The organism is Microbacterium foliorum, assembly GCF_006385575.1.
Taxonomy (GTDB): Bacteria; Actinomycetota; Actinomycetes; order Actinomycetales; family Microbacteriaceae; genus Microbacterium; species Microbacterium foliorum_B.
Genome location: NZ_CP041040.1, coordinates 3,195,060 through 3,212,830 on the forward strand (window position 1 = coordinate 3,195,060; position 17,771 = coordinate 3,212,830).

At 69.6% G+C, this 17,771-nt stretch carries 18 protein-coding genes; 11 read left to right on the forward strand and 7 right to left on the reverse strand.

Annotation, left to right across the window (positions count from 1 at the left end; translation table 11 throughout):
* Positions 1-53: 53 nt before the first annotated feature.
* Positions 54-560 carry a GNAT family N-acetyltransferase gene (locus FIV50_RS15485; protein WP_140038193.1) on the forward strand — a complete coding sequence of 169 codons (507 nt, stop codon included), beginning with the start codon at positions 54-56 and terminating at the stop codon, positions 558-560.
* Between the two features lie 112 nt (positions 561-672).
* On the opposite strand, the gene FIV50_RS15490 is transcribed toward FIV50_RS15485, so the two are convergent.
* From FIV50_RS15490 to FIV50_RS15500, 3 genes are read right to left on the reverse strand one after another with little or no spacing between them, the layout of a single operon-like run.
* Complete coding sequence (locus tag FIV50_RS15490) at positions 673-2,436, reverse strand: cytochrome b/b6 domain-containing protein (protein WP_181164244.1); 1,764 nt, start codon at positions 2,434-2,436, stop codon at positions 673-675.
* A 2-nt stretch (positions 2,437-2,438) separates the two neighbouring features.
* Positions 2,439-3,410 carry an electron transfer flavoprotein subunit alpha/FixB family protein gene (locus tag FIV50_RS15495; protein ID WP_140038194.1) on the reverse strand — a complete coding sequence of 324 codons (972 nt, stop codon included), beginning with the start codon at positions 3,408-3,410 and terminating at the stop codon, positions 2,439-2,441.
* A 1-nt stretch (position 3,411) separates the two neighbouring features.
* Positions 3,412-4,188: an electron transfer flavoprotein subunit beta/FixA family protein gene (locus tag FIV50_RS15500; protein WP_140038195.1), complete on the reverse strand. Its 777-nt coding sequence runs from the start codon at positions 4,186-4,188 to the stop codon at positions 3,412-3,414.
* Positions 4,189-4,319: 131 nt separating this feature from the next.
* On the opposite strand from FIV50_RS15500, the gene FIV50_RS15505 reads away from it, so the two are divergent.
* Genes FIV50_RS15505 through FIV50_RS15515 form a run of 3 tightly spaced genes read left to right on the forward strand, consistent with a single transcriptional unit; the run spans position 4,320 to position 5,780 of the window.
* On the forward strand, positions 4,320-4,856 hold the full coding sequence (locus tag FIV50_RS15505) for a MarR family winged helix-turn-helix transcriptional regulator (protein ID WP_140038196.1): 537 nt from the start codon (positions 4,320-4,322) through the stop codon (positions 4,854-4,856).
* Position 4,857: 1 nt separating this feature from the next.
* Positions 4,858-5,340 carry an SRPBCC family protein gene (locus FIV50_RS15510; protein WP_140038197.1) on the forward strand — a complete coding sequence of 161 codons (483 nt, stop codon included), beginning with the start codon at positions 4,858-4,860 and terminating at the stop codon, positions 5,338-5,340.
* Positions 5,337-5,780, forward strand: coding sequence for a YdeI/OmpD-associated family protein (locus tag FIV50_RS15515; protein WP_140038198.1), 444 nt, complete (start codon positions 5,337-5,339; stop codon positions 5,778-5,780). The genes FIV50_RS15510 and FIV50_RS15515 overlap by 4 nt, the downstream gene beginning before the upstream one ends.
* Positions 5,781-5,907: 127 nt before the next feature.
* On the opposite strand, the gene FIV50_RS15520 is transcribed toward FIV50_RS15515, so the two are convergent.
* The 4 genes from FIV50_RS15520 to FIV50_RS15535 form a co-directional block, all read right to left on the reverse strand.
* Positions 5,908-6,684: an enoyl-CoA hydratase gene (locus FIV50_RS15520; protein ID WP_140038199.1), complete on the reverse strand. Its 777-nt coding sequence runs from the start codon at positions 6,682-6,684 to the stop codon at positions 5,908-5,910.
* 83 nt (positions 6,685-6,767) lie between these two features.
* Complete coding sequence (mmsB, locus tag FIV50_RS15525) at positions 6,768-7,676, reverse strand: 3-hydroxyisobutyrate dehydrogenase (protein ID WP_140038200.1); 909 nt, start codon at positions 7,674-7,676, stop codon at positions 6,768-6,770.
* On the reverse strand, positions 7,673-8,878 hold the full coding sequence (locus FIV50_RS15530) for an acyl-CoA dehydrogenase family protein (RefSeq protein WP_140038201.1): 1,206 nt from the start codon (positions 8,876-8,878) through the stop codon (positions 7,673-7,675). Before FIV50_RS15530 ends, mmsB begins: the two co-directional genes overlap by 4 nt.
* Before the next feature lie 31 nt (positions 8,879-8,909).
* Positions 8,910-10,412: a CoA-acylating methylmalonate-semialdehyde dehydrogenase gene (locus FIV50_RS15535; protein ID WP_140038202.1), complete on the reverse strand. Its 1,503-nt coding sequence runs from the start codon at positions 10,410-10,412 to the stop codon at positions 8,910-8,912.
* A 206-nt stretch (positions 10,413-10,618) separates the two neighbouring features.
* Between FIV50_RS15535 and FIV50_RS15540 the strand changes: the two genes are divergently transcribed.
* The 7 genes from FIV50_RS15540 (at position 10,619) to FIV50_RS15570 (ending at position 17,729) form a co-directional block, all read left to right on the forward strand.
* Complete coding sequence (locus tag FIV50_RS15540) at positions 10,619-11,428, forward strand: ATP-binding cassette domain-containing protein (protein ID WP_219846222.1); 810 nt, start codon at positions 10,619-10,621, stop codon at positions 11,426-11,428.
* Between the two features lie 69 nt (positions 11,429-11,497).
* The gene (locus tag FIV50_RS15545; protein WP_140038204.1) at positions 11,498-12,580 is read left to right on the forward strand and encodes a sugar ABC transporter substrate-binding protein; all 1,083 of its coding nucleotides are present in this window, start codon (positions 11,498-11,500) and stop codon (positions 12,578-12,580) included.
* Positions 12,581-12,620: 40 nt separating this feature from the next.
* Positions 12,621-13,631, forward strand: a complete 1,011-nt coding sequence (locus FIV50_RS15550; RefSeq protein ID WP_140038205.1) for an ABC transporter permease — start codon at positions 12,621-12,623, stop codon at positions 13,629-13,631.
* Positions 13,628-14,632: an ABC transporter permease gene (locus FIV50_RS15555; RefSeq protein WP_140038206.1), complete on the forward strand. Its 1,005-nt coding sequence runs from the start codon at positions 13,628-13,630 to the stop codon at positions 14,630-14,632. The genes FIV50_RS15550 and FIV50_RS15555 overlap by 4 nt, the downstream gene beginning before the upstream one ends.
* Positions 14,629-15,594, forward strand: a complete 966-nt coding sequence (locus FIV50_RS15560; protein WP_140038207.1) for an aldo/keto reductase — start codon at positions 14,629-14,631, stop codon at positions 15,592-15,594. The genes FIV50_RS15555 and FIV50_RS15560 overlap by 4 nt, the downstream gene beginning before the upstream one ends.
* Positions 15,587-16,735: a ThuA domain-containing protein gene (locus tag FIV50_RS15565; RefSeq protein ID WP_181164245.1), complete on the forward strand. Its 1,149-nt coding sequence runs from the start codon at positions 15,587-15,589 to the stop codon at positions 16,733-16,735. The genes FIV50_RS15560 and FIV50_RS15565 overlap by 8 nt, the downstream gene beginning before the upstream one ends.
* Complete coding sequence (locus FIV50_RS15570; RefSeq protein WP_140038209.1) at positions 16,728-17,729, forward strand: LacI family DNA-binding transcriptional regulator; 1,002 nt, start codon at positions 16,728-16,730, stop codon at positions 17,727-17,729. The genes FIV50_RS15565 and FIV50_RS15570 overlap by 8 nt, the downstream gene beginning before the upstream one ends.
* Positions 17,730-17,771: the final 42 nt, after the last annotated feature.

Sequence of the window (17,771 nt, forward strand, 5' to 3'; positions counted from 1 at the left end):
GGAACGCTCCCGCTCGATTTCCGGTTCGCGGAGGCCGCGCGTAGAGTCGCGCTATGAGCGCCGAAGCCCAGCCTGAAGTCATCGTCCGTCCGGTCCGTGATGTGGATGCGGAAGCCCTGGGTCGCGTGCACGCGCAGTGCTGGCACGAGACCTACGACCACCTGATCAGCAAGGCCGCGCTCGAGAAGGTCTCGCCCCGTCGCATGGCGGAGCTGTGGACGCACTGGGCCTCTCAGGGCCCCGATTTCACGATGCGTGCCGCCCTCGTCGACGGCGAGATCGTCGGCTTCGTCGGCTCGGGTCCCGCCCGCGACAAGGACGCCCCCGCGTTCCGCGAGCTGTACTTCATCTACCTGCTCGACGCGTACCACTCGACCGGCATCGGCCAGAAGCTGTTCGACGCGGCCGTCGAGAAGGACGAGCCCCTCTACCTGTGGGTCGCGGAGGACAACCCCCGCGCACACCGCTTCTATGCACGCAACGGCTTCGCGCTCGACGGCGCCAGCCACACCGAGCCGTTCCTCGGCGAGACGCTGACCGAGGTGCGCTTCGTGCGCTGATCCTCGCATCTCGTGAACGTCGCGTTCACGATTCAGCATGAACGGCCCCCTGCCACCGGCAGGGGGCCGTTTCGCTGGGTCTGGGAGAGATCTGTGCTGAATCGTGAACGGATCAGCGACCTGAGACGCTGCCGAACAGCTTCGCGATCGGGGCGATGACCAGCGGGCGGGCGGCGACCCAGCCGATGGCGATCACCACCAACGACGCCACGAAGACCCAGAACCCGGTCCAGCCGACGGCATCCGATGAGGCGTACATGTGGTTGAGGTTGCGCAGGAACCCGGTGAGGAACACCAGCGCGACGTGTCCGATGATGAATACGACGAAGTAGATCATGACCGGGAAGTGCAGCGCGCGCGCCCACTCGATCGGGTACGCCTTCGACAGCCGCTCGGCCTTCTTGGGCCACATGCCCGACATGCGGAAACCGGTCGCCGCGGCCAACGGGGCCGCGATGAACACGGTCACGAAGTACGCGAGCTGCTGCAGGCTGTTGTAGTTCACCCAGCCGTGCTCGGTCGGCCAGTCGAACGACACGTACTGCAGCGCCGCCGACAGCGCGTTGGGGATGACCTCCCAGCTGGTCGGCACGATGCGCGCCCAGTGTCCGGTGACGAACAGCAGCACGACGAAGATCACGCCGTTCACGAGCCAGAGGATGTCGAGCGCCTGGTGGAACCAGATCGTCAGACTGACCTTGCCCTTGGGATCGTTGCGCGGGGTCCAGAAGGCGGTGGGCCGCTTCTCGTTGCGGATGCGAAGGCCCGACCGGATGATCAGCACCATCAGGAACACGTTGAAGAAGTGCGCCCAGTTGACCCACGGCGCGAACCCGGGCTCGACGGCGACGGCCGGCTCGTACTCGCCGGGGAACGCCGCGAGGAAGTCCTGCATGACGGGGAAGCTCAGCAGTGCCCGCACGAAGGCCACGGCTGCCGCGGCCAGGATGCCGAGGGCTGCCGCCCCGAGCAGTCCGGCGATCGCCTGGGTCCAGGTGGGCCGAGGCCGGTCGGATGCCGGAGCGGTCGACGTGACGTGCCGCGGAGCGCTGCCGTTCCAGACCGTGCGAGGAGCCGGCAGCGGAATCGACGGATCGCCGAGAGCGGGCGCCGTGCGGGTGGCGACGGCGGTCTCGTCGTCGCCACCCGCCGCAGCATCCGCCCGCTCGTCGTCGACCGGCGCGGCATCCTCCCGCCCTTCGAGCGACGACGGCGCGGCATCCTCCCGGTCGTTGAGCGAGGACGGCGAAGCCGACCGAGACGAAACGCGCTCCGCGACCTGGGTGTCGGCAGGCGGCCAAGGCTCGCCGCCCGGCGTGCGCGGAAGACCGCGGCGTACGGATGCCGCGCGCTGTGCCGTCGCCCCGCCCAGCGCGGGGGCCGACACACCAGATGTCGGATGCTGCGGGGCGGACGGCCCTTCACGTGGTGTGTCGGACCCCGAAGTGGAAGGGGTGGCACCGCCCGAGGGTTCGACACCGGCGGCCGCGGCCGCGGGGGCCGCACCGGTGACGCCCGGCGCGGCACCTTGCGGCGCGGCACCTCCCGGCATCGCATCCGCCGGCGGCCATGGCTCGCCGCCCGGCACCCGCGGAAGCCCGCGACGCACGGAGGTGGAGCGCCGCGCTGCCGTCTCGTCCAGAACGGGGGCCGACACACCAGATGTCGAACGCTCCTGGACAGGCGACCCTTCGAGTGGCGTGTCGGCCCCCGAAGTGGCAGGCACGGCCGCAGCGGACGCGGGGGCGGAAGACGCGGCAGCGGCAGGCTCGTCCGCGTCGGCGACACCGTCACCGACGTCGACAGCGAGCCCGGGAGGCCACGGCTCACCACCGGGCACACGCGGGAGCCCGCGCCTGAGCGTTCGCGTCGCCATGACTACTTCTTCCGCGACTCGAGGCCCGCGATCACCTGCGGGACGATCGTGAACAGGTCGCCGACGATGCCGAAGTCGGCGACGTCGAAGATCGGCGCCTCGCCGTCTTTGTTGATCGCGACGATGTTCTTGGCCGTCTGCATGCCCGCGCGGTGCTGGATCGCACCCGAGATGCCGAGGGCGACGTACAGCTGCGGAGACACCGAGACACCTGTCTGACCGACCTGGTGCGACTGCGGGATGTATCCGGCATCCACCGCGGCCCGCGAAGCGCCGACGGCTGCGCCGAGCGCATCGGCGAGCTCTTCGACGAGCACGAACTTCTCTTTCGACGCGAGTCCGCGGCCACCCGAGACGACCCGGGTCGCACCGCGCAGCTCGGGGCGAGACGACGTGGCCTCGACCGCTTCGACAGCTCCCACGGTGGCGGCAGGGAAGCCGGATGCCGCAACGGTCAGGGTCTCGACGGTCGGCGATGCGACCGCCTCTGCCCGAGCATCGACAGCACCCTGGCGCACCGTGATCACCGGGGCGCCGAAGGTGGGGGCCGAGTCGGTGAGATAGGCACCGCCGTACACGGAGTGGTTCGCGACGATGCCCTCGTCATCGCGCGAGACGCCGACGGCATCGACCGACAGCGCCAGCTTCGCGCGCACCGCGAATCGGCCGGCGACGTCGCGCCCCGCGATCGAGTTCGAGAGGAGGACGGCATCCGGTCTCACCTGCTCGAAGGCGGCCTGCAGCGCATCGACGACCGGCATCGTGAGGATCGTCTCGTCGGCGTCGGCCGTCAGCACGACGGATGCTCCGGCGGCGGCCACCTGAGCTGCAGCCTCGGCCGAACCGCCGACGACGAGCGCGACCGGCGCGCCGACGGTCGAGGCGGCGCCGATCAGGGCCGCCGTGCTGCTGGCGGGGTTGCCTGCCGGGTCGAGGTCGACCACGACGAGGATCGGGTTCTCGGGGTAGGTCATGTCACACCAGCCTGTTCTGCACGAGGTATTCGACGAGCTTCTCGGCGGCATCGCCCTCATCGACGATCTTCACGCCGGCCGCGCGCGGCGGCTTCTCGGCGACCGAGGTCATGATCGTGCGGGGAGCCGCGGCCGGGTCGGCCGAGACGCCGAGGTCGTCGAGGGTCAGGACCTCGAGCGGCTTCTTCTTCGCCGCCATGATGCCCTTGAAGTTCGGGAAGCGCGCGTCGGGGAGCGCTTCGGTGATCGAGACCACGGCAGGGAGGGATGCCGAGATCGGCTGCGCTCCGGCATCCGCCCCTCGTGTGCCCGTGATGCCCTCGGGCGTGATCTCGACCGAGGTGAGCGCGGTCGCGTGTGCCCAGCCGAGGTGCTCGGCGAGCATGGCGGCCATCACTCCGCCCGAGCCGTCGGTCGACAGGTTGCCGGTGATCACCAGGTCGGGCCCTCCCCGTCGGATCGCCGCGGCCAGCGTCTCGGCCGTGAGTCCAAGGTCGGCACCCGCGAGCTGCTCGTCGGCGATGTGCACGGCCGACCCTGCGCCGATCGCGAGTGCCCTCCGCACCGACGCCGTGGAGCCGCCGGGGGCCATCGCGACAGCGACCACCTCGGTGCCCTCGTTCTTGTCGGCATGGCTGAGTGCGACCTCGAGCGCACGCTCCGTGATCTCATCGAGCACCACGTCGCCGGCACCTCGCTCGGCGAGGCCTGTCTCGAGATTCAGCTTGCGGTCGCCGTAGGTGTCGGGCACCTCTTTGACCAGGACGAAGATCTTCATCGATTGCTCCTCACGACTGCGTCGATTCTAGCGCCTTGATACTGAGTCCCACCCGACGAGCAACTGAGAACCAGCCGCCGTCCCGGCGGGCACATCCCCGGAGTCCGAGCGCGATGCCCTACCGTAGAACCGTGGTCCGACCCCGCCCCCTGCCCGTCGATCCGCTCGCCGAGGCGAAGCGGCAGTGGCTGGCGCACGGATGGACGGATGCCGCCGACGGCATGACCGTGGTCACCTCGGTGATGCGGGCCCAGCAGCTGCTGCTCGCCAGGGTGGATGCCGCGCTCAAGCCGTTCGCGCTGAGCTTCGCCCGCTACGAGATGCTGCGCCTGCTGGCGTTCAGCCGCTCCGGTCGTCTGCCGCTGTCGAGCGTGGTCGCCAGACTCCAGGTGCACGCCACGACCGTCACGAGCACGGCCGAGCGTCTGGTGCGTGACGGGCTGATCGTGCGCGAGCCGCACCCGCACGACGGCCGCGCTGCTCTGCTCGCTTTGACGGAGACGGGCCGCGAACTCGTCGAGCGCGCCACCTCCGCCCTCAACGCCGACGTCTTCGCCGACCCCGGCATCGGCAGGGAGGACGCGACCGAACTGGTCGCGATCGTCGCGCGCATGCGCAAGGCGGCCGGAGACTTCAGCGACCCGAAGCCGCAGCCGGACGCGCTCTGACGTGTCGGAGTTCGTGCTCGAACGCGTGATCGACGCTCCGCGTGCGACGGTCTTCGCTGTGGCACTCGACCCCGGGCTGCATCTGCGGTCGATGGCACGGTACGGCGAGACGATGGTCGAGGCCCCGGCGGGCGGCGTGTTCAGCGAAGGGTCGACCGTCACCTGGCGGGCGCGGCACTTCGGCATCCCGTTCCGGCTGCGTTCCGTCGTGTACGACGTCGATCCGCCGCGCGGGTTCCGCGACCGGCAGATCTCGGGGCCCTTCGGCTCGTTCTGGCACGAGCACGTGTTCGAGGAGCACCCGCGGGGCACGCTGATGCGCGACACGATCAGATTCCACTCGCCGTTCGGCCCGATCGGTCGCCTGGTCGACCGGCTCGTCCTTCGCGAGTACATGCGACGCCTGATCGAGCAGCGCAACGACCAGCTGGCCGCAGAAGCAGAGGCCGACGCAGAGGGGCGCGGGCGTACACTGCCCGCATGAGCGAACTGCGCCTGCACACGACCCTCGAAGGCCGTGGCCCGGCCGCCGCGATCATCCTCACCGACGACCAGGTCGCCTCGTTCGGGGCGGGCAAGACCTTCCCGGTCGCCGTGACGATCGACGGACGCACCGCACGCCTGCGCCTGGCCCGCATGGGCGGGCAGAACATGATCGGGTTCAGCAAAGCCGCCCGATCCGAGCTCGGGGTCGAGATCGACCAGGAGGTCGATGCCGTCATCCGTCTGGATGCCGCCGAGCGCGAGGTCGAGGTCCCACCGGCCCTGGCCGCGGCCCTCGATGCCGACCCTGGGCTGCGGCCTTCCTTCGATGCCCTGTCGTACTCGGTGCGCAAGGAGCATGCCCGCACGGTGGCCGAGGCCAAGCAGGACGCGACCCGAGACCGCCGCGTCGAGAAGATCGTCGAGGCACTGCGCGGCTGAACCGCCCGCCGCTCGTTCACAACTCAGCATCAACCGCTGACGGGCGTGCCGGATCGGCACCGACGGGCCGATCCGGCGCCATCCATGCTGAGTTGTGAACCGCGGCGCGGCGCCGCCTTCGCGGAACTCAGCGGTTCTGGAAGTCGGGCGCACGCTTCTCCCGGAAGGCCGACATGCCTTCCTTCTGGTCTTCGGTGTCGAACAGCGCGGCGAACGCCCGCTTCTCGTGCGCGAGCCCGTCGGCGAGCGTCGTCTCCATGGCGGCGTCGAGCGCGGCCTTGGCCGCGAACAGCGACGGCAGCGACTTCGACGCGATCGTCTCGGCCAGCTTCGTGGCCTCTGCGAGCAGCTCGGATGCCGGCACGACGCGCGACACGAGGCCGGACCGCTCCGCCTCTTCGGCGCCCATGAACCGGCCGGACAGCACCAACTCCGCCGCCTTGTAATACCCGACCGCGCGGATCAGGCGCTGCGTGCCGCCCATGCCCGGAATGACGCCGAGGTTGATCTCGGGCTGACCGAACTTGGCGGTGTCGGCAGCGAGGATGATGTCGCACATCATCGCGAGCTCGCATCCTCCCCCGAGCGCGAAGCCCGAGACGGCGGCGATCACGGGGGTGCGCACCGCGGCGAACTCGTGCCAGACGCCGAAGTGATCGGTCTCGGTCATCTCGGCAGCCGACATGCCCTCCATCTCCTTGATGTCGGCGCCCGCGGCGAATGCCTTCTCGGATCCGGTGACGACGATCGCGCCGACGCCGTCGTCGAGGTCGAACGCGACGGCGGCCGCCGTGACCTCCTCCGCGAGGCGGCTGTTCAGCGCGTTGAGGGCCTCGGGGCGGTTGAGGGTGATCCACCCGACTCGTCCGCGCTGCTCGACCAGGATCGTCTCGTACTCGGTCATCGTGAAGCCCTCTCCGTCGTGGTCATCTCAGTATGTCGCGGCCCGGTCGCCGCGTTTCGTCTCGGGCGCTGCGCCGTGCTCGCTCAACGGCCGGAGGGCGCATCGCGGATGTCGGTGATGATACCCGAGAAGTCGCGGGTCGCGCCCTCGCCCGCCGCGAAGGCGGCGTAGAGCTGCTGCGCGAGCCGCCCCATCTGCGCGTCGGTCGACGTCTGCTCGATCGCCTGCAGCGCGAGGCCGAGGTCCTTCGCCATCAGGGCTCCGGCGAATCCGGGCTGGTAGTCGCGATTCGCCGGGCTCGTCGGCACGGGCCCCGGCACGGGGCAGTTCGTCGTGATCGACCAGCACTGACCGGATGCCTGCGACACGACGTCGAACAGCGCCTGATGCTCGAGTCCCAGCCGCTCGCCGAGCACGAACGCCTCGGCGACGGCGATCTGCGACACCGCGAGCACCATGTTGTTGCACACCTTCGCGGCCTGCCCGAGTCCAGGGCCGCCGCAGTGCACGATGCGCTTTCCCATGACCTCGAGCACGGGCAGTGCGGCCGCGAAGTCCTCCTCCGAGCCGCCGACCATGAACGCGAGCGTGCCGTTCTCGGCACCCACGACACCGCCCGACACGGGTGCGTCGACGTTGCGATGCCCGGCCGCGAGCGCCAGCGCGTGGGCGGCACGGGCTTCGTCGACCGCGATCGTCGACGACTCGATGAACAGGGTGTCCGGTCGAGCGGCGGCCAGCAGCTCGGTGCGGTAGGCGTCGATCACGTGCCGTCCGGCCGGGAACATCGTGATCACGACGTCGGCCTCGCGCACGGCATCCGCCCCGCTGGCTGCCACCGGGATGCCGGCGGCCTGCGCCGCCTCGATCGCGGCAGGCACGAGATCGAAGCCGTGCACCTCATGCCCCGCCGCGACCAGGTTCTTCGCCATCGGCAGGCCCATGTGGCCGAGTCCGAGGAACGCGATGCGCACCTTCGTCGGCTCGCTCATGATGCGCTCCGCATCGGGTCTCCGCCGGTCCGCTGAAGGGACGCCGACCCAGCCGGTCGCAGCATCTCGCGGCCGACGATCAGGCGCATGATCTCGTTGGTGCCCTCGAGGATCTGGTGCACCCGCAGATCGCGCACGACCCGCTCGATGCCGTAGTCCTGCAGGTAGCCGTAGCCGCCGTGCAGCTGCAGAGCGCGGTTGGCGACGTCGAATCCGGCATCCGTCGCGAACCGCTTGGCCATGGCGCAGCGCATGGTCGCGTCCGGCGCCTGCTCGTCGACGGCCAGCGCGCCGTCTCTGACCATGAGGCGAGCGGCCTGCAGATCGGTGCGCATGTCGGCGATCGCGAACATGATCGACTGCTTCTCGGCCAGCGGTTCGCCGAACGCGACGCGCTCGTGCACGTACTGCACGGCGCGGTCGAGCGCCCACTGCGCGCCGCCCAGCGAGCAGGCCGCGATGTTGAGGCGGCCACCGTTGAGTGCCGACATCGCGATCGCGAAGCCACGGCCCTCGTCGCCGAGCATTCCGGATGCCGGGATGCGCACGCCGTCGAGGATCACCTGGCGGGTCGGCTGCGCATGCCAGCCCATCTTCTTCTCGGGTGCCCCGAAGCTCAGGCCCTCGGCGTCTCCGGGAACCAGGAAGGCGCTGATGCCGCGGGCACCCGGCTCGCCGGTGCGCGCCATGACGACGTAGACCGCGGCCTCGCCGGCGCCCGAGATGAATTGCTTCACACCCGTGAGCAGGTAGTCGTCTCCGTCGCGCACCGCACTCGTGGCGACGTTCGCGGCGTCGGATCCGACGCCAGGCTCGGTCAGGCAGTATCCGCCGAACTCCTGCATCGCGGTGAGTGCGGGCAGCCACCGGCCGCGCTGCGCGTCGTCTCCGTAGGTGTCGATCATCCAGACCACCATGTTGTGGATCGAGATGTAGGCGGCGACGGCAGGGTCGCCCTTGGCGAGCTCTTCGAAGATCGCGACCGTGTCGGAGCGGCTCAGCCCAGTGCCGCCGAAGTCCTCGCGCACGTAGATGCCGCCGAGCCCGAGCTCGCCCGCCTTGCCGAGCGACTCGCGGGGGAAGATGTGCTTCTCGTCGCGTTCGGCCGCGAACGGTGCGAGCTCGGTGTCGGCGAACTCGCGGACGGCGTCGAGAATGGCCTCGCGCTCTTCGGCGGTGGTGGTGACGGTGGTCATGGTCATGTCGATTCCTTGTGGGAGGTCAGCGCGGGGGTCAGTGCATCGTGGGGATGACGAAGCTCGCGCCGTCGCGGATCCCGGCAGCGGGCCAGCGGCTCGTGACGGTCTTGGTCTTCGTGTAGAAGCGGAAGGCGTCGGCGCCGTGCTGGTTGAGGTCGCCGAATCCGCTGCGCTTCCAGCCTCCGAACGTGTAATACGCGATCGGTACGGGGATCGGCACGTTCACGCCGACCATGCCGACCTCGACCCGGGCGGCGAAGTCTCGGGCGGCGTCGCCGTCGCGGGTGAAGATCGCGACGCCGTTGCCGTATTCGTGCTCGGATGCCATGCGCAGCGCCTCTTCGTAGTCGGCGGCGCGCGCGATCACCAGCACCGGTCCGAAGATCTCCTCGCGGTAGATCGCCATGTCGGTCGTGACGTGGTCGAACAGCGTCGGTCCGAGATAGAAGCCCTGCTCATGGCCCGGCACCGAGAAGCCTCGGCCGTCAGCGAGGAGGGTCGCGCCCTCGTCGACGCCCTGCTGGATGTAGCCCTCGACCCGCTCGACCGCTGCTCGTGTGACCAGCGGACCGTAGTCGACGTCGGCCGAGAGCGAGGGCCCGATGCGCAGCTGCGCCACACGCTCAGTGAGCTTGGCCGCGAGAGCATCCGCCGTCTCCTGTCCGACCGGGACCGCAACCGAGATCGCCATGCAGCGCTCGCCCGCCGAACCGTAGCCCGAGCCGATCAGAGCGTCGACGGCCTGGTCGAGGTCGGCGTCGGGCATCACGATCATGTGGTTTTTGGCACCGCCGAAGCACTGCGCGCGCTTGCCGTGCGCGGCCGCCGTCGAGTAGATGTACTCGGCGATCGGGGTCGAGCCGACGAATCCCACGGCCCGGATGCGGTCGTCGGTGAGCAGCGCGTCGACGGCCTCCTTGTCTCCGTGCACGACGTTGAGCACGCCGGCGGGCAGCCCCGCCTCGAGGAACAGCTCGGCGATGCGGACGGGGACCGAGGGGTCACGCTCACTGGGCTTGAGCACCACGGCGTTGCCGGCGGCGAGCGCGGGGCCCGCCTTCCACAGCGGGATCATGGCAGGGAAGTTGAAGGGCGTGATCGCGGCGACCACTCCGAGGGGCTGCCGCATCGAGTAGACGTCGATGCCCGCACCGGCGCCGGTCGAGTACTCGCCCTTCAGCAGGTGCGGAGCGCCCGCGGAGAACTCGATGACCTCGAGGCCCCGCTGGATGTCGCCCTTCGCGTCGTCGACCGTCTTGCCGTGCTCGCTCGCAAGCAGCTCGGCGAGCGACTGCATCTCGCGCTGTGCCAGATCGAGGAATCGCAGCAGCACGCGAGCGCGCTTCTGCGGGTTGGTCGCCGCCCACTCGACCTGCGCGGCCTCGGCGTTCGCGATCACCTCGGCGACCTCCGCGGTGGAGGCCAGCGGCACGCGCGCCTGGACGGATCCGGTGCTCGGATCGAACACGTCGGCGAAGCGGCCACCCTCGGGGGTGAAGTGCTTTCCGCCTACGAAGTGGGGAATGGTACGAGTCATTGTGCGATGTCCCTTCGCGCCGTCGTTGGCACTATGACTATAGTACTTCGGCATCCTGAGATTTACTAGGGCGTCCTTGCAGTTGCTTTCTCAAGATCGGGAAGAAAAGTCCTTGCCCGTATAGACGTCGCGATATAGAGTCTGAAACGTTTTAACCACCTGAAACGTTTAAAGTCCGTTTCGGCCCTTCGACAATGAGGTTGATCATGGCACTCGCTGCTGACCAGGATCTGGTTCTCCACGCTCGCAACATCTCTCGCCGGTACGGCGCCGTCACCGCTCTCGCCGACGCCTCGCTCGCCCTGCGCCGCGGCGAGGTCATGGGCCTGGTCGGTGACAACGGCGCCGGCAAGTCCACACTGCTCAAGGTGCTCTCGGGTGCGGTGGTGCCCGACGGCGGCACCATCAAGGTCGAGGGCAAGCCGGTCGACTTCCGTCGACCGACCGATGCTCTGGCCGTCGGCATCGAGACCGTCTACCAGGACCTGGCGCTCGTCGACACCATGTCGGCCGTGCAGAACGTGTACCTCGGTCGTGAAGAGCTGTCGACCAATCCGATCCTCAAGGCGCTGAACGTCGTGAACGACCGAGGCATGCGTGCCCGCTCGCGCGAGGTGCTCGCCGAACTCGGCGTCGGCATCCAGTCGGTCAACGTGTCGGTCAAGGGCATGTCGGGCGGACAGCGCCAGTGCCTCGCGATCGCCCGTGCCCTGCTCTGGGGCCGCAGCATCGTGATCCTCGACGAGCCCACCGCCGCGCTCGGCGTGCGCGAGTCGCAGCAGGTGCTCGACCTCATCGGCCGCCTGCGCGAGCACGGAGTCAGCGTGATCCTCGTGAGCCACAACATGCAGCAGCTGCACACCGTCGCAGATCGCGTCACCGTGATGCGCCTCGGCCGGTCGGTCGCCGTGCGTGACATCGCCGACGTCACCGCGCAGGACATCGTCGGCCTGATCACCGGGGCACTCCCCGCAGACGTCCCCACCCCGGAGGACACCGAGACCCTCGTCAGCTGACGACGAGCAGACTTCACCACTTCACCACTCGCACCACCCCCAACACACCCACTCAAGAGGAGCACTGCAATGACGCATCACTCATCCCGCACCGCCCTGCGCCTGCTCGGCGCAGGCGTGGCACTCGTCTCGGCCATCGCGATGGTCGGCTGCGCCGATCAGGCATCCGGCGGATCCGGCGGCGGAGACGACGACACCTTCACCCTCGGCTTCGCCGTCGGCGGTCAGGCCGACGCCGACTGGCAGGACTACCAGGGCGACGTCGCCCAGGCACTCGCCGAGCAGCGCGGCTGGAAGTACGTCGAGCTCAGCAACGACGGCGACGAGGCCACCGCGGTGAAGAACGCCGACCTCTTCGTGCAGCAGGGCGTCGACGCCGTGATGATGTTCAACGGACGCCCCGAGGCGAACCCGGTCATCGCGAAGAAGTACGCGGATGCCGAGATCCCGGTCATCACGTTCGACATCGCCCAGGAGGGCTGGTACTTCGTCGGCATCGACAACGCAGCAGCCGGCACCGAGGGCGGCACAGCCCTCGGCGAACTCGCCAAGAGCGAGTGGGACTGCGACGTCGACCTCGTCATCTCGGCGCAGGGCACCGCGGCCGGGCAGATCGACACCTGGCGCACCGGCAACGCCGCGACGGCGATCGGCGAGGTCTGCCCCGACATCCCCGAGGACGCGTACGTCGCGTACGAGGCCGACGGCAACCTCACCACCTCGCTGCAGAACGCGCCAGGCGTCTTCGCGGCACACCCGGATGCCGAGAACATCCTCGTCGTCGGACTCAACGACCAGGCGGTGGTCGGCGCCCTGCAGGCGGCGACGCAGCTGGGCCGCGACGCCAACATCATGGGCTGGGGCCAGGACGGCGGCCTGATCACGGGCGACAACGTCGACCCGAACCTCGCCGGCAGCGTCATGTACTTCCTCGAGGGGTACGCGGCCTACGCCTTCCAGATCCTGGACGAGATCGCAGCCGGCGATGCGCCCGAGGTCAAGGACACGGGCGACGACGCAGCGGTGAGCGTGCAGCCGTGCGCCGTGACGCAGGAGCAGGCCGCCGCGATCCCCGGCATCGAGGAACGCGTCGCTGAGATCTCCCAGGCCGACGAGGGCACGACCCTCTACGACCTCTACTGCAAGAACTAACCGTTCCTCCCGGATCGGTCTCGAGAAGAACGAGACTCACATGACGACTCCCACCCTCACGGCCGATCCGGCCGCCCCGCGTTCGGGTGCGCGCACAGCGCGCCCGGACGCGGGGAGCCGCACCGCCCTGCGCGATGCGCTCACCATCGCCGCGGTCTGGTTCCTGCTCGCCGCGGCGACCACCATCGTCCGCCCGGACTTCCTCTCGACGCAGTCGCTGCTCGCCATCACCTTCACGATGGCGATCTCGGGCGTCCTCTCGGTCGCGCAGGGCATCGTCGTCATCGGCGGCGGCCTGCTCGACCTCAGCCTGCCCGTCGCCCTGGTCGTCAGCGCCTGGGCCACCGTCACCCTCCTGGGTGCCGGTGTGCCCGACCTGCTCGCGGTACTCTGCGGCATCGTCGCCGGCGGCGCCTGGGGCCTGCTGAACGGCCTGATCGTCGTGTACGGCAAGCTCAACCCGATCATCGTCACGCTCGCCACCGGCTTCGGCGGCCTCGCGATCATGATGATCGGATTCAAGTCGGCGCAGATCCCGTCGGGCTCGGCTCTCCGCGCCTTCGGACTCGGGCAGTTCCTGGGCCTCCCGAACATCTTCTGGCCCATGCTCGTGATCCTGGTGGTCGCAGGGCTCGCGATCACGTGGACGCGCTGGGGTCGACGCCTCACCGCCGTGGGCGGCAACGCACAGGCCGCGCGTGCTCGCGGTATCTCGCTGCGCCGCGTGCGACTGGCGACGTTCTCGGGAGCAGGCGCGGTCGCCGGGGTCGCCGGCGTGCTGTTCGCCTCCGTCACCCCGAGCTTCACCCCCAACGCCGGAGCCAGCTACCAGCTCATCGTGATCGCCGCGGTGATCCTCGCCGGCATCAGCCTCTCGGGCGGCAAGGGCAACTTCCTGGTGCTGCTGCTCAGCGTCGGATTCCTCTCGACCATCCCGGTGTCGATCGCCTTCTTCGGACTCCCGCCGGCATTCGCGCTGATCTTCCAGGGCGCACTCCTCATCATCGCCGTCGGCATCGACGGCTTCCGCATCAAGAGAGGTGCACGATGACCACGGCATTCGCCCCGGCATCCGACGTGCAGACACCCCAGGCTCTGCTCCCCCGGGTGCTCTCGTACCTCAAGGGCCCGGTCGGCAGCATCGCGCTGATGCTCGCCGCCGTCGTCATCATCGGCGCGATCTCGGTCGGCCCGGCGTTCTTCTCGGCCTCGAACGTGCGCATCGTCGGCGTGGCCGTCGCGATCCCGCTCATCGTGGGCGTGCTCGCATCGTTCGCCCTGCTCGCCGGCGTCGTCGACCTGTCGATCGGCTCGATGGTCGGTTTCGGCGCCGTGGCCTTCAACCAGCTCGTCGCCTCGGGCATCGACCCGTGGATGGCCGCGGGCGTCACAGTCCTGCTCGGGGTCGTCGTCGGCTCGATCAACGCGTTCGTGATCGTGGGTCTCGGGGCCGAACCGCTCGCCGTCACGCTGGGTATGCTCACGCTGCTGCGCGGGGTGTGCCAGGCGATCGTCGTGCAGGCACCGCCCACGACTCTCATCGAGCCTCTCTACGACGTGACGCAGGGCACGACCTTGGGCATCCCGACTCTGCTGCTCATCGGCGTGGGCCTCACCCTCGTCGCGGCGGGCGTGGTCTCGAAGACGCGCATCGGCCGCAAGGTCCAGGCCGTCGGCGGTGACCCCCGGGCCGCACAGCGCGCCGGCATCTCGGTCGTCCGAGTTCGCACGGTCGCACTGATCGTCAGCGCGGTCGGCGCAGCGATCGGTGGCATCTTCTATGTGGGGCAGCTCGGCTCGGCATCCAACATCCTCGGCACGGGACTCGAGTTCCAGATCTACGCGGCGCTGATGATCGGCGGATACTCGATCACGCGAGGTGGCGTGGGCAACCCGATCGGCGCGCTGCTCGGCCTGCTCGTCGTCGCCGGCATCACGAACATCCTGAACGTGAGCTTCATCGATCCGGACTACCTCGACCTCATCGTCGCGGTGATCCTGCTCGCCGCGGTGCTCGTCGACCGCTTCCGCGGTGGGGACGCGTTCGAGTGAGCGCTCATCCGCAGACGGCTCTCGCGAGCCGGATCCTGGGCCGCACCGGCCTGTCGGTCTCGCCGATCTGCATCGGCACCGCGGCCTGGGGCGTCTCGTCTCCCGTGCACGGTCTGACCGTGCAGGAGGAGGATGCGGTGCAGCTCACGCTCGCCGCGTTCGACAGCCCCGTGACCTTCATCGACACCTCGAACAACTACGGCGACGGCGAGAGCGAGCGCCGCATCGGCCTCGCCGTGCGTCGAGCCGGCGGCGTGCCCGACGGGTTCGTGATCCAGACGAAACTCGATCGCGATCCCGAGACCGACTCGTTCGACCCCGACCGCATGCGTCGCTCACTCGATGAGAGCCTCGACCGGCTCGGCATCGACAGGGTGCCGATCCTGCACCTGCACGACCCCGAACACATCGGATTCGAGGCCGCGATGGCGCCGGGGGGTCCCATCGACGTGCTGCAGGCTCTGCGCGATGAGGGCTACGCCGACTTCATCGGCATCTCGGGAGGGCCGGCGCGCATGCTGACCCAGTTCGTCGAGACCGGTGTGTTCGACGTCCTCATCACCCACAACCGGGCGACGCTCGTCGACCGCACGGCCGATGCCCTGCTCGATGCCGCGACCGCAGCCCGGATCGGCGTGGTCAACGCGGCGATCTACGGCGGGGGGATCCTGGCGAGCTGGCCCAGGACCTCCGACCGCTACCACTACGCACCCGCCGCGCCCGAGATGCTCGCCGCGATCGATGCGATGGGAGCGGCATGTGAGCGCCACGGGGTCCCCCTGATCACGGCCGCCCTGCAGAGCTCGCTGCGCGACCCCCGCATCCATTCGACGGTGTGCGGACTGGTCACCCCGGCGCAGCTCGACCAGACTGTGCGCATGGCAGAGACCGTCGTTCCCGATGCCCTCTGGGAAGAGCTCGAGGCCCTGCGCCCGTCGAAGGAGACCTGGATCGATGACTGACCGCCCGGCCCTCCTCATCACCGGTGTCGGCGCGCACGCCGATCCGTGGCACGGCCTCGCCGCGACGAGCACCGCACTCGCGACCGTGCTGGAACAGCGGATGCCGGTGCACCGCCTCGACACCGACGAGGTCGCGGGCGGCCCTGCGCTGACCGACGCCGCACTGATCGTCGTCAACATCAGCGGCGACCTCGCGACCGATGCCGCTGCGGCGAGCGCGGTGCTCGATCCCCTGCTCGACGCCGTGGCGTCCGGCATCCCGCTGCTCGCCGTGCACTCCTCCTCACTCGCCTTCCGTGACGACCCTCGGTGGGCAGAGCTGCTGGGCGGACGGTGGGTGCCCGGGGTGACCATGCATCCGCAGATCGGGTGGAGCCTGGTGCAGCCGACGGCGCCGCTCGCCCCGTTCCGTGTCTACGACGAGCGCTATTCGCATCTCGAGGTCGGCTCGGGCTCGGACCTCCGTGCGGTCCACACCGACGACGGGATCACCCACGGACTCGCCTGGTCGCGGCGGGGAGCCGCCGGGCATGGCGGGGTCGCGTACTCGGCGCTCGGCCACGGCGTCGAAGCGTACCGATCGGCGGGGACCCGCGAGCTCGTACATGCACTGGTCGACGAACTGCTCGGCGAAAAGCACACGGCACGCCCTGTGCCCTCGTCGCCGCCGGCCACGGGCGCCAGTGCCGATCTCGAGGCCGCCGCACTGGACTACGAGCTCATCGCTCTCGCGCCGCACGGCGTGGCTGTCGCAGACACGGGTTTCACCGATCGCTTCGACGACGGCGAGCTGCTGACATCCGGATACCTGCTCGTCGAGCGTCTGCCGGAGGGCGGCGCGGCGCTGCACAGTCACGGTCGCGAGGTGGGACGGATAATCCCCGATGCCCGTGGGCTGCAGGTCGACCTGCCCGGCGCCGAGGTCGACGGACGGACGCTGCGCGCAGCGGCCGCCGGCATCGCGCTCGTCGCCGAAGCGGGCGAATGGCGAAGCACGGGCGATGGATCTGCGATCCTGCTCGGAGAGGACTGGCGCGTCGTCGTGGTGCACGGCCCGGCGTCGACCAAGCTCGACAATCGCATCCGGCTGCTCGACGACCTGAGGGCGCTGCCCGAGACGCAGAAGGAGCAGCATGCCTGACATCGGCCTGCGAGACGTCGCCGAACGTGCGGGGGTCTCGATCGGCACCGTCTCGAACGCGCTCAATCGACCCGAACTCGTGTCCGAGGCGTCGGCGGCCCGCGTCGCCGCGGCGGTCGACGAGCTCGGCTACGTGCCCAACATCGCCGCCCGCCAGCTCAAGGCCGGCCGCAGCGACGCCATCGGGTTCTCGGTGATCAACATCACCAACCCGTTCTTCGCCGACCTCGCGTTCGGTGCCGAAGAGCAGGCGCTGACCGCCGGGTACTCGGTGATCGTCGGCAACGGCTTCGACTCGGCCGAGCGCGAGTCGCGCTACCTCGACCTGTTCGAGCGGCAGCGGGTCGACGGGGTGCTCATCGCCCCGGTCGAGTACCACGAGGAGTATCTCGAGCGCTTCCGCCGCCGGGGCGTGCCGGTCGTGCTCGTCGATCAGCGGCATCCGAACGGCACGTTCTCGTCGGTCTCCGTCGACAACCGGCTCGGCGGACGCATCGCGGCGCAGGCGCTGCTCGACGGCGGATGCCGGCACCTCGCCTTTGTGGGCGGCCCGACGTCGCGCGAGCAGATGAGCGAGCGTCTCGCGGGGCTGCACGAGGTGGCGGATGCCGCGGGCGTGCGCACCACGCTCATCGAGACGACCACCCTCAACACCGGACTCGGCCGCGAGATCGGCGAGCAGATCGCCGACCTGCCGGAGGCCGACCGCCCGGACGGCGTTTTCGCCGGCAACGACCATCTCGCCCTCGGGCTGCTGCAGGGTCTCGTCGGACGTGGGCTGCGCGTGCCCGAGGACATCTCTCTCGTCGGCTACGACGACATCGAGTTCGCCGGCGCAGCAGTGGTGCCGCTGACCTCGGTACGCCAGCCGGCACGCGAGATGGGGGCCCGTGCGATCGAGCTGCTCATGCACCATCTCGCGGGATCCGACGATCCGATCGAAGCGCGCTTCGTACCCGAGCTCGTCGTGCGGGCGTCGACCCGCACCCCCTGACCGCTTCCGTCCGAGAACCCACCGCCCCGGTCATCGCGACCA

Bases quoted from the DNA above. Each gene is read 5' to 3' on its own strand.
- FIV50_RS15570 (WP_140038209.1), top strand. From the start codon at position 16,728: ATGCCTGACATCGGCCTGCGAGACGTCGCCGAACGTGCGGGGGTCTCG.
- FIV50_RS15555 (WP_140038206.1), top strand. From the start codon at position 13,628: ATGACCACGGCATTCGCCCCGGCATCCGACGTGCAGACACCCCAGGCT.
- FIV50_RS15530 (WP_140038201.1), bottom strand. From the start codon at position 8,878: ATGACCATGACCACCGTCACCACCACCGCCGAAGAGCGCGAGGCCATT.
- FIV50_RS15535 (WP_140038202.1), bottom strand. From the start codon at position 10,412: ATGACTCGTACCATTCCCCACTTCGTAGGCGGAAAGCACTTCACCCCC.
- FIV50_RS15520 (WP_140038199.1), bottom strand. From the start codon at position 6,684: ATGACCGAGTACGAGACGATCCTGGTCGAGCAGCGCGGACGAGTCGGG.
- FIV50_RS15540 (WP_219846222.1), top strand. From the start codon at position 10,619: ATGGCACTCGCTGCTGACCAGGATCTGGTTCTCCACGCTCGCAACATC.
- FIV50_RS15500 (WP_140038195.1), bottom strand. From the start codon at position 4,188: ATGAAGATCTTCGTCCTGGTCAAAGAGGTGCCCGACACCTACGGCGAC.
- FIV50_RS15495 (WP_140038194.1), bottom strand. From the start codon at position 3,410: ATGACCTACCCCGAGAACCCGATCCTCGTCGTGGTCGACCTCGACCCG.
- FIV50_RS15490 (WP_181164244.1), bottom strand. From the start codon at position 2,436: ATGGCGACGCGAACGCTCAGGCGCGGGCTCCCGCGTGTGCCCGGTGGT.
- FIV50_RS15550 (WP_140038205.1), top strand. From the start codon at position 12,621: ATGACGACTCCCACCCTCACGGCCGATCCGGCCGCCCCGCGTTCGGGT.
- FIV50_RS15565 (WP_181164245.1), top strand. From the start codon at position 15,587: ATGACTGACCGCCCGGCCCTCCTCATCACCGGTGTCGGCGCGCACGCC.
- FIV50_RS15485 (WP_140038193.1), top strand. From the start codon at position 54: ATGAGCGCCGAAGCCCAGCCTGAAGTCATCGTCCGTCCGGTCCGTGAT.
- FIV50_RS15545 (WP_140038204.1), top strand. From the start codon at position 11,498: ATGACGCATCACTCATCCCGCACCGCCCTGCGCCTGCTCGGCGCAGGC.
- mmsB (WP_140038200.1), bottom strand. From the start codon at position 7,676: ATGAGCGAGCCGACGAAGGTGCGCATCGCGTTCCTCGGACTCGGCCAC.
- FIV50_RS15515 (WP_140038198.1), top strand. From the start codon at position 5,337: ATGAGCGAACTGCGCCTGCACACGACCCTCGAAGGCCGTGGCCCGGCC.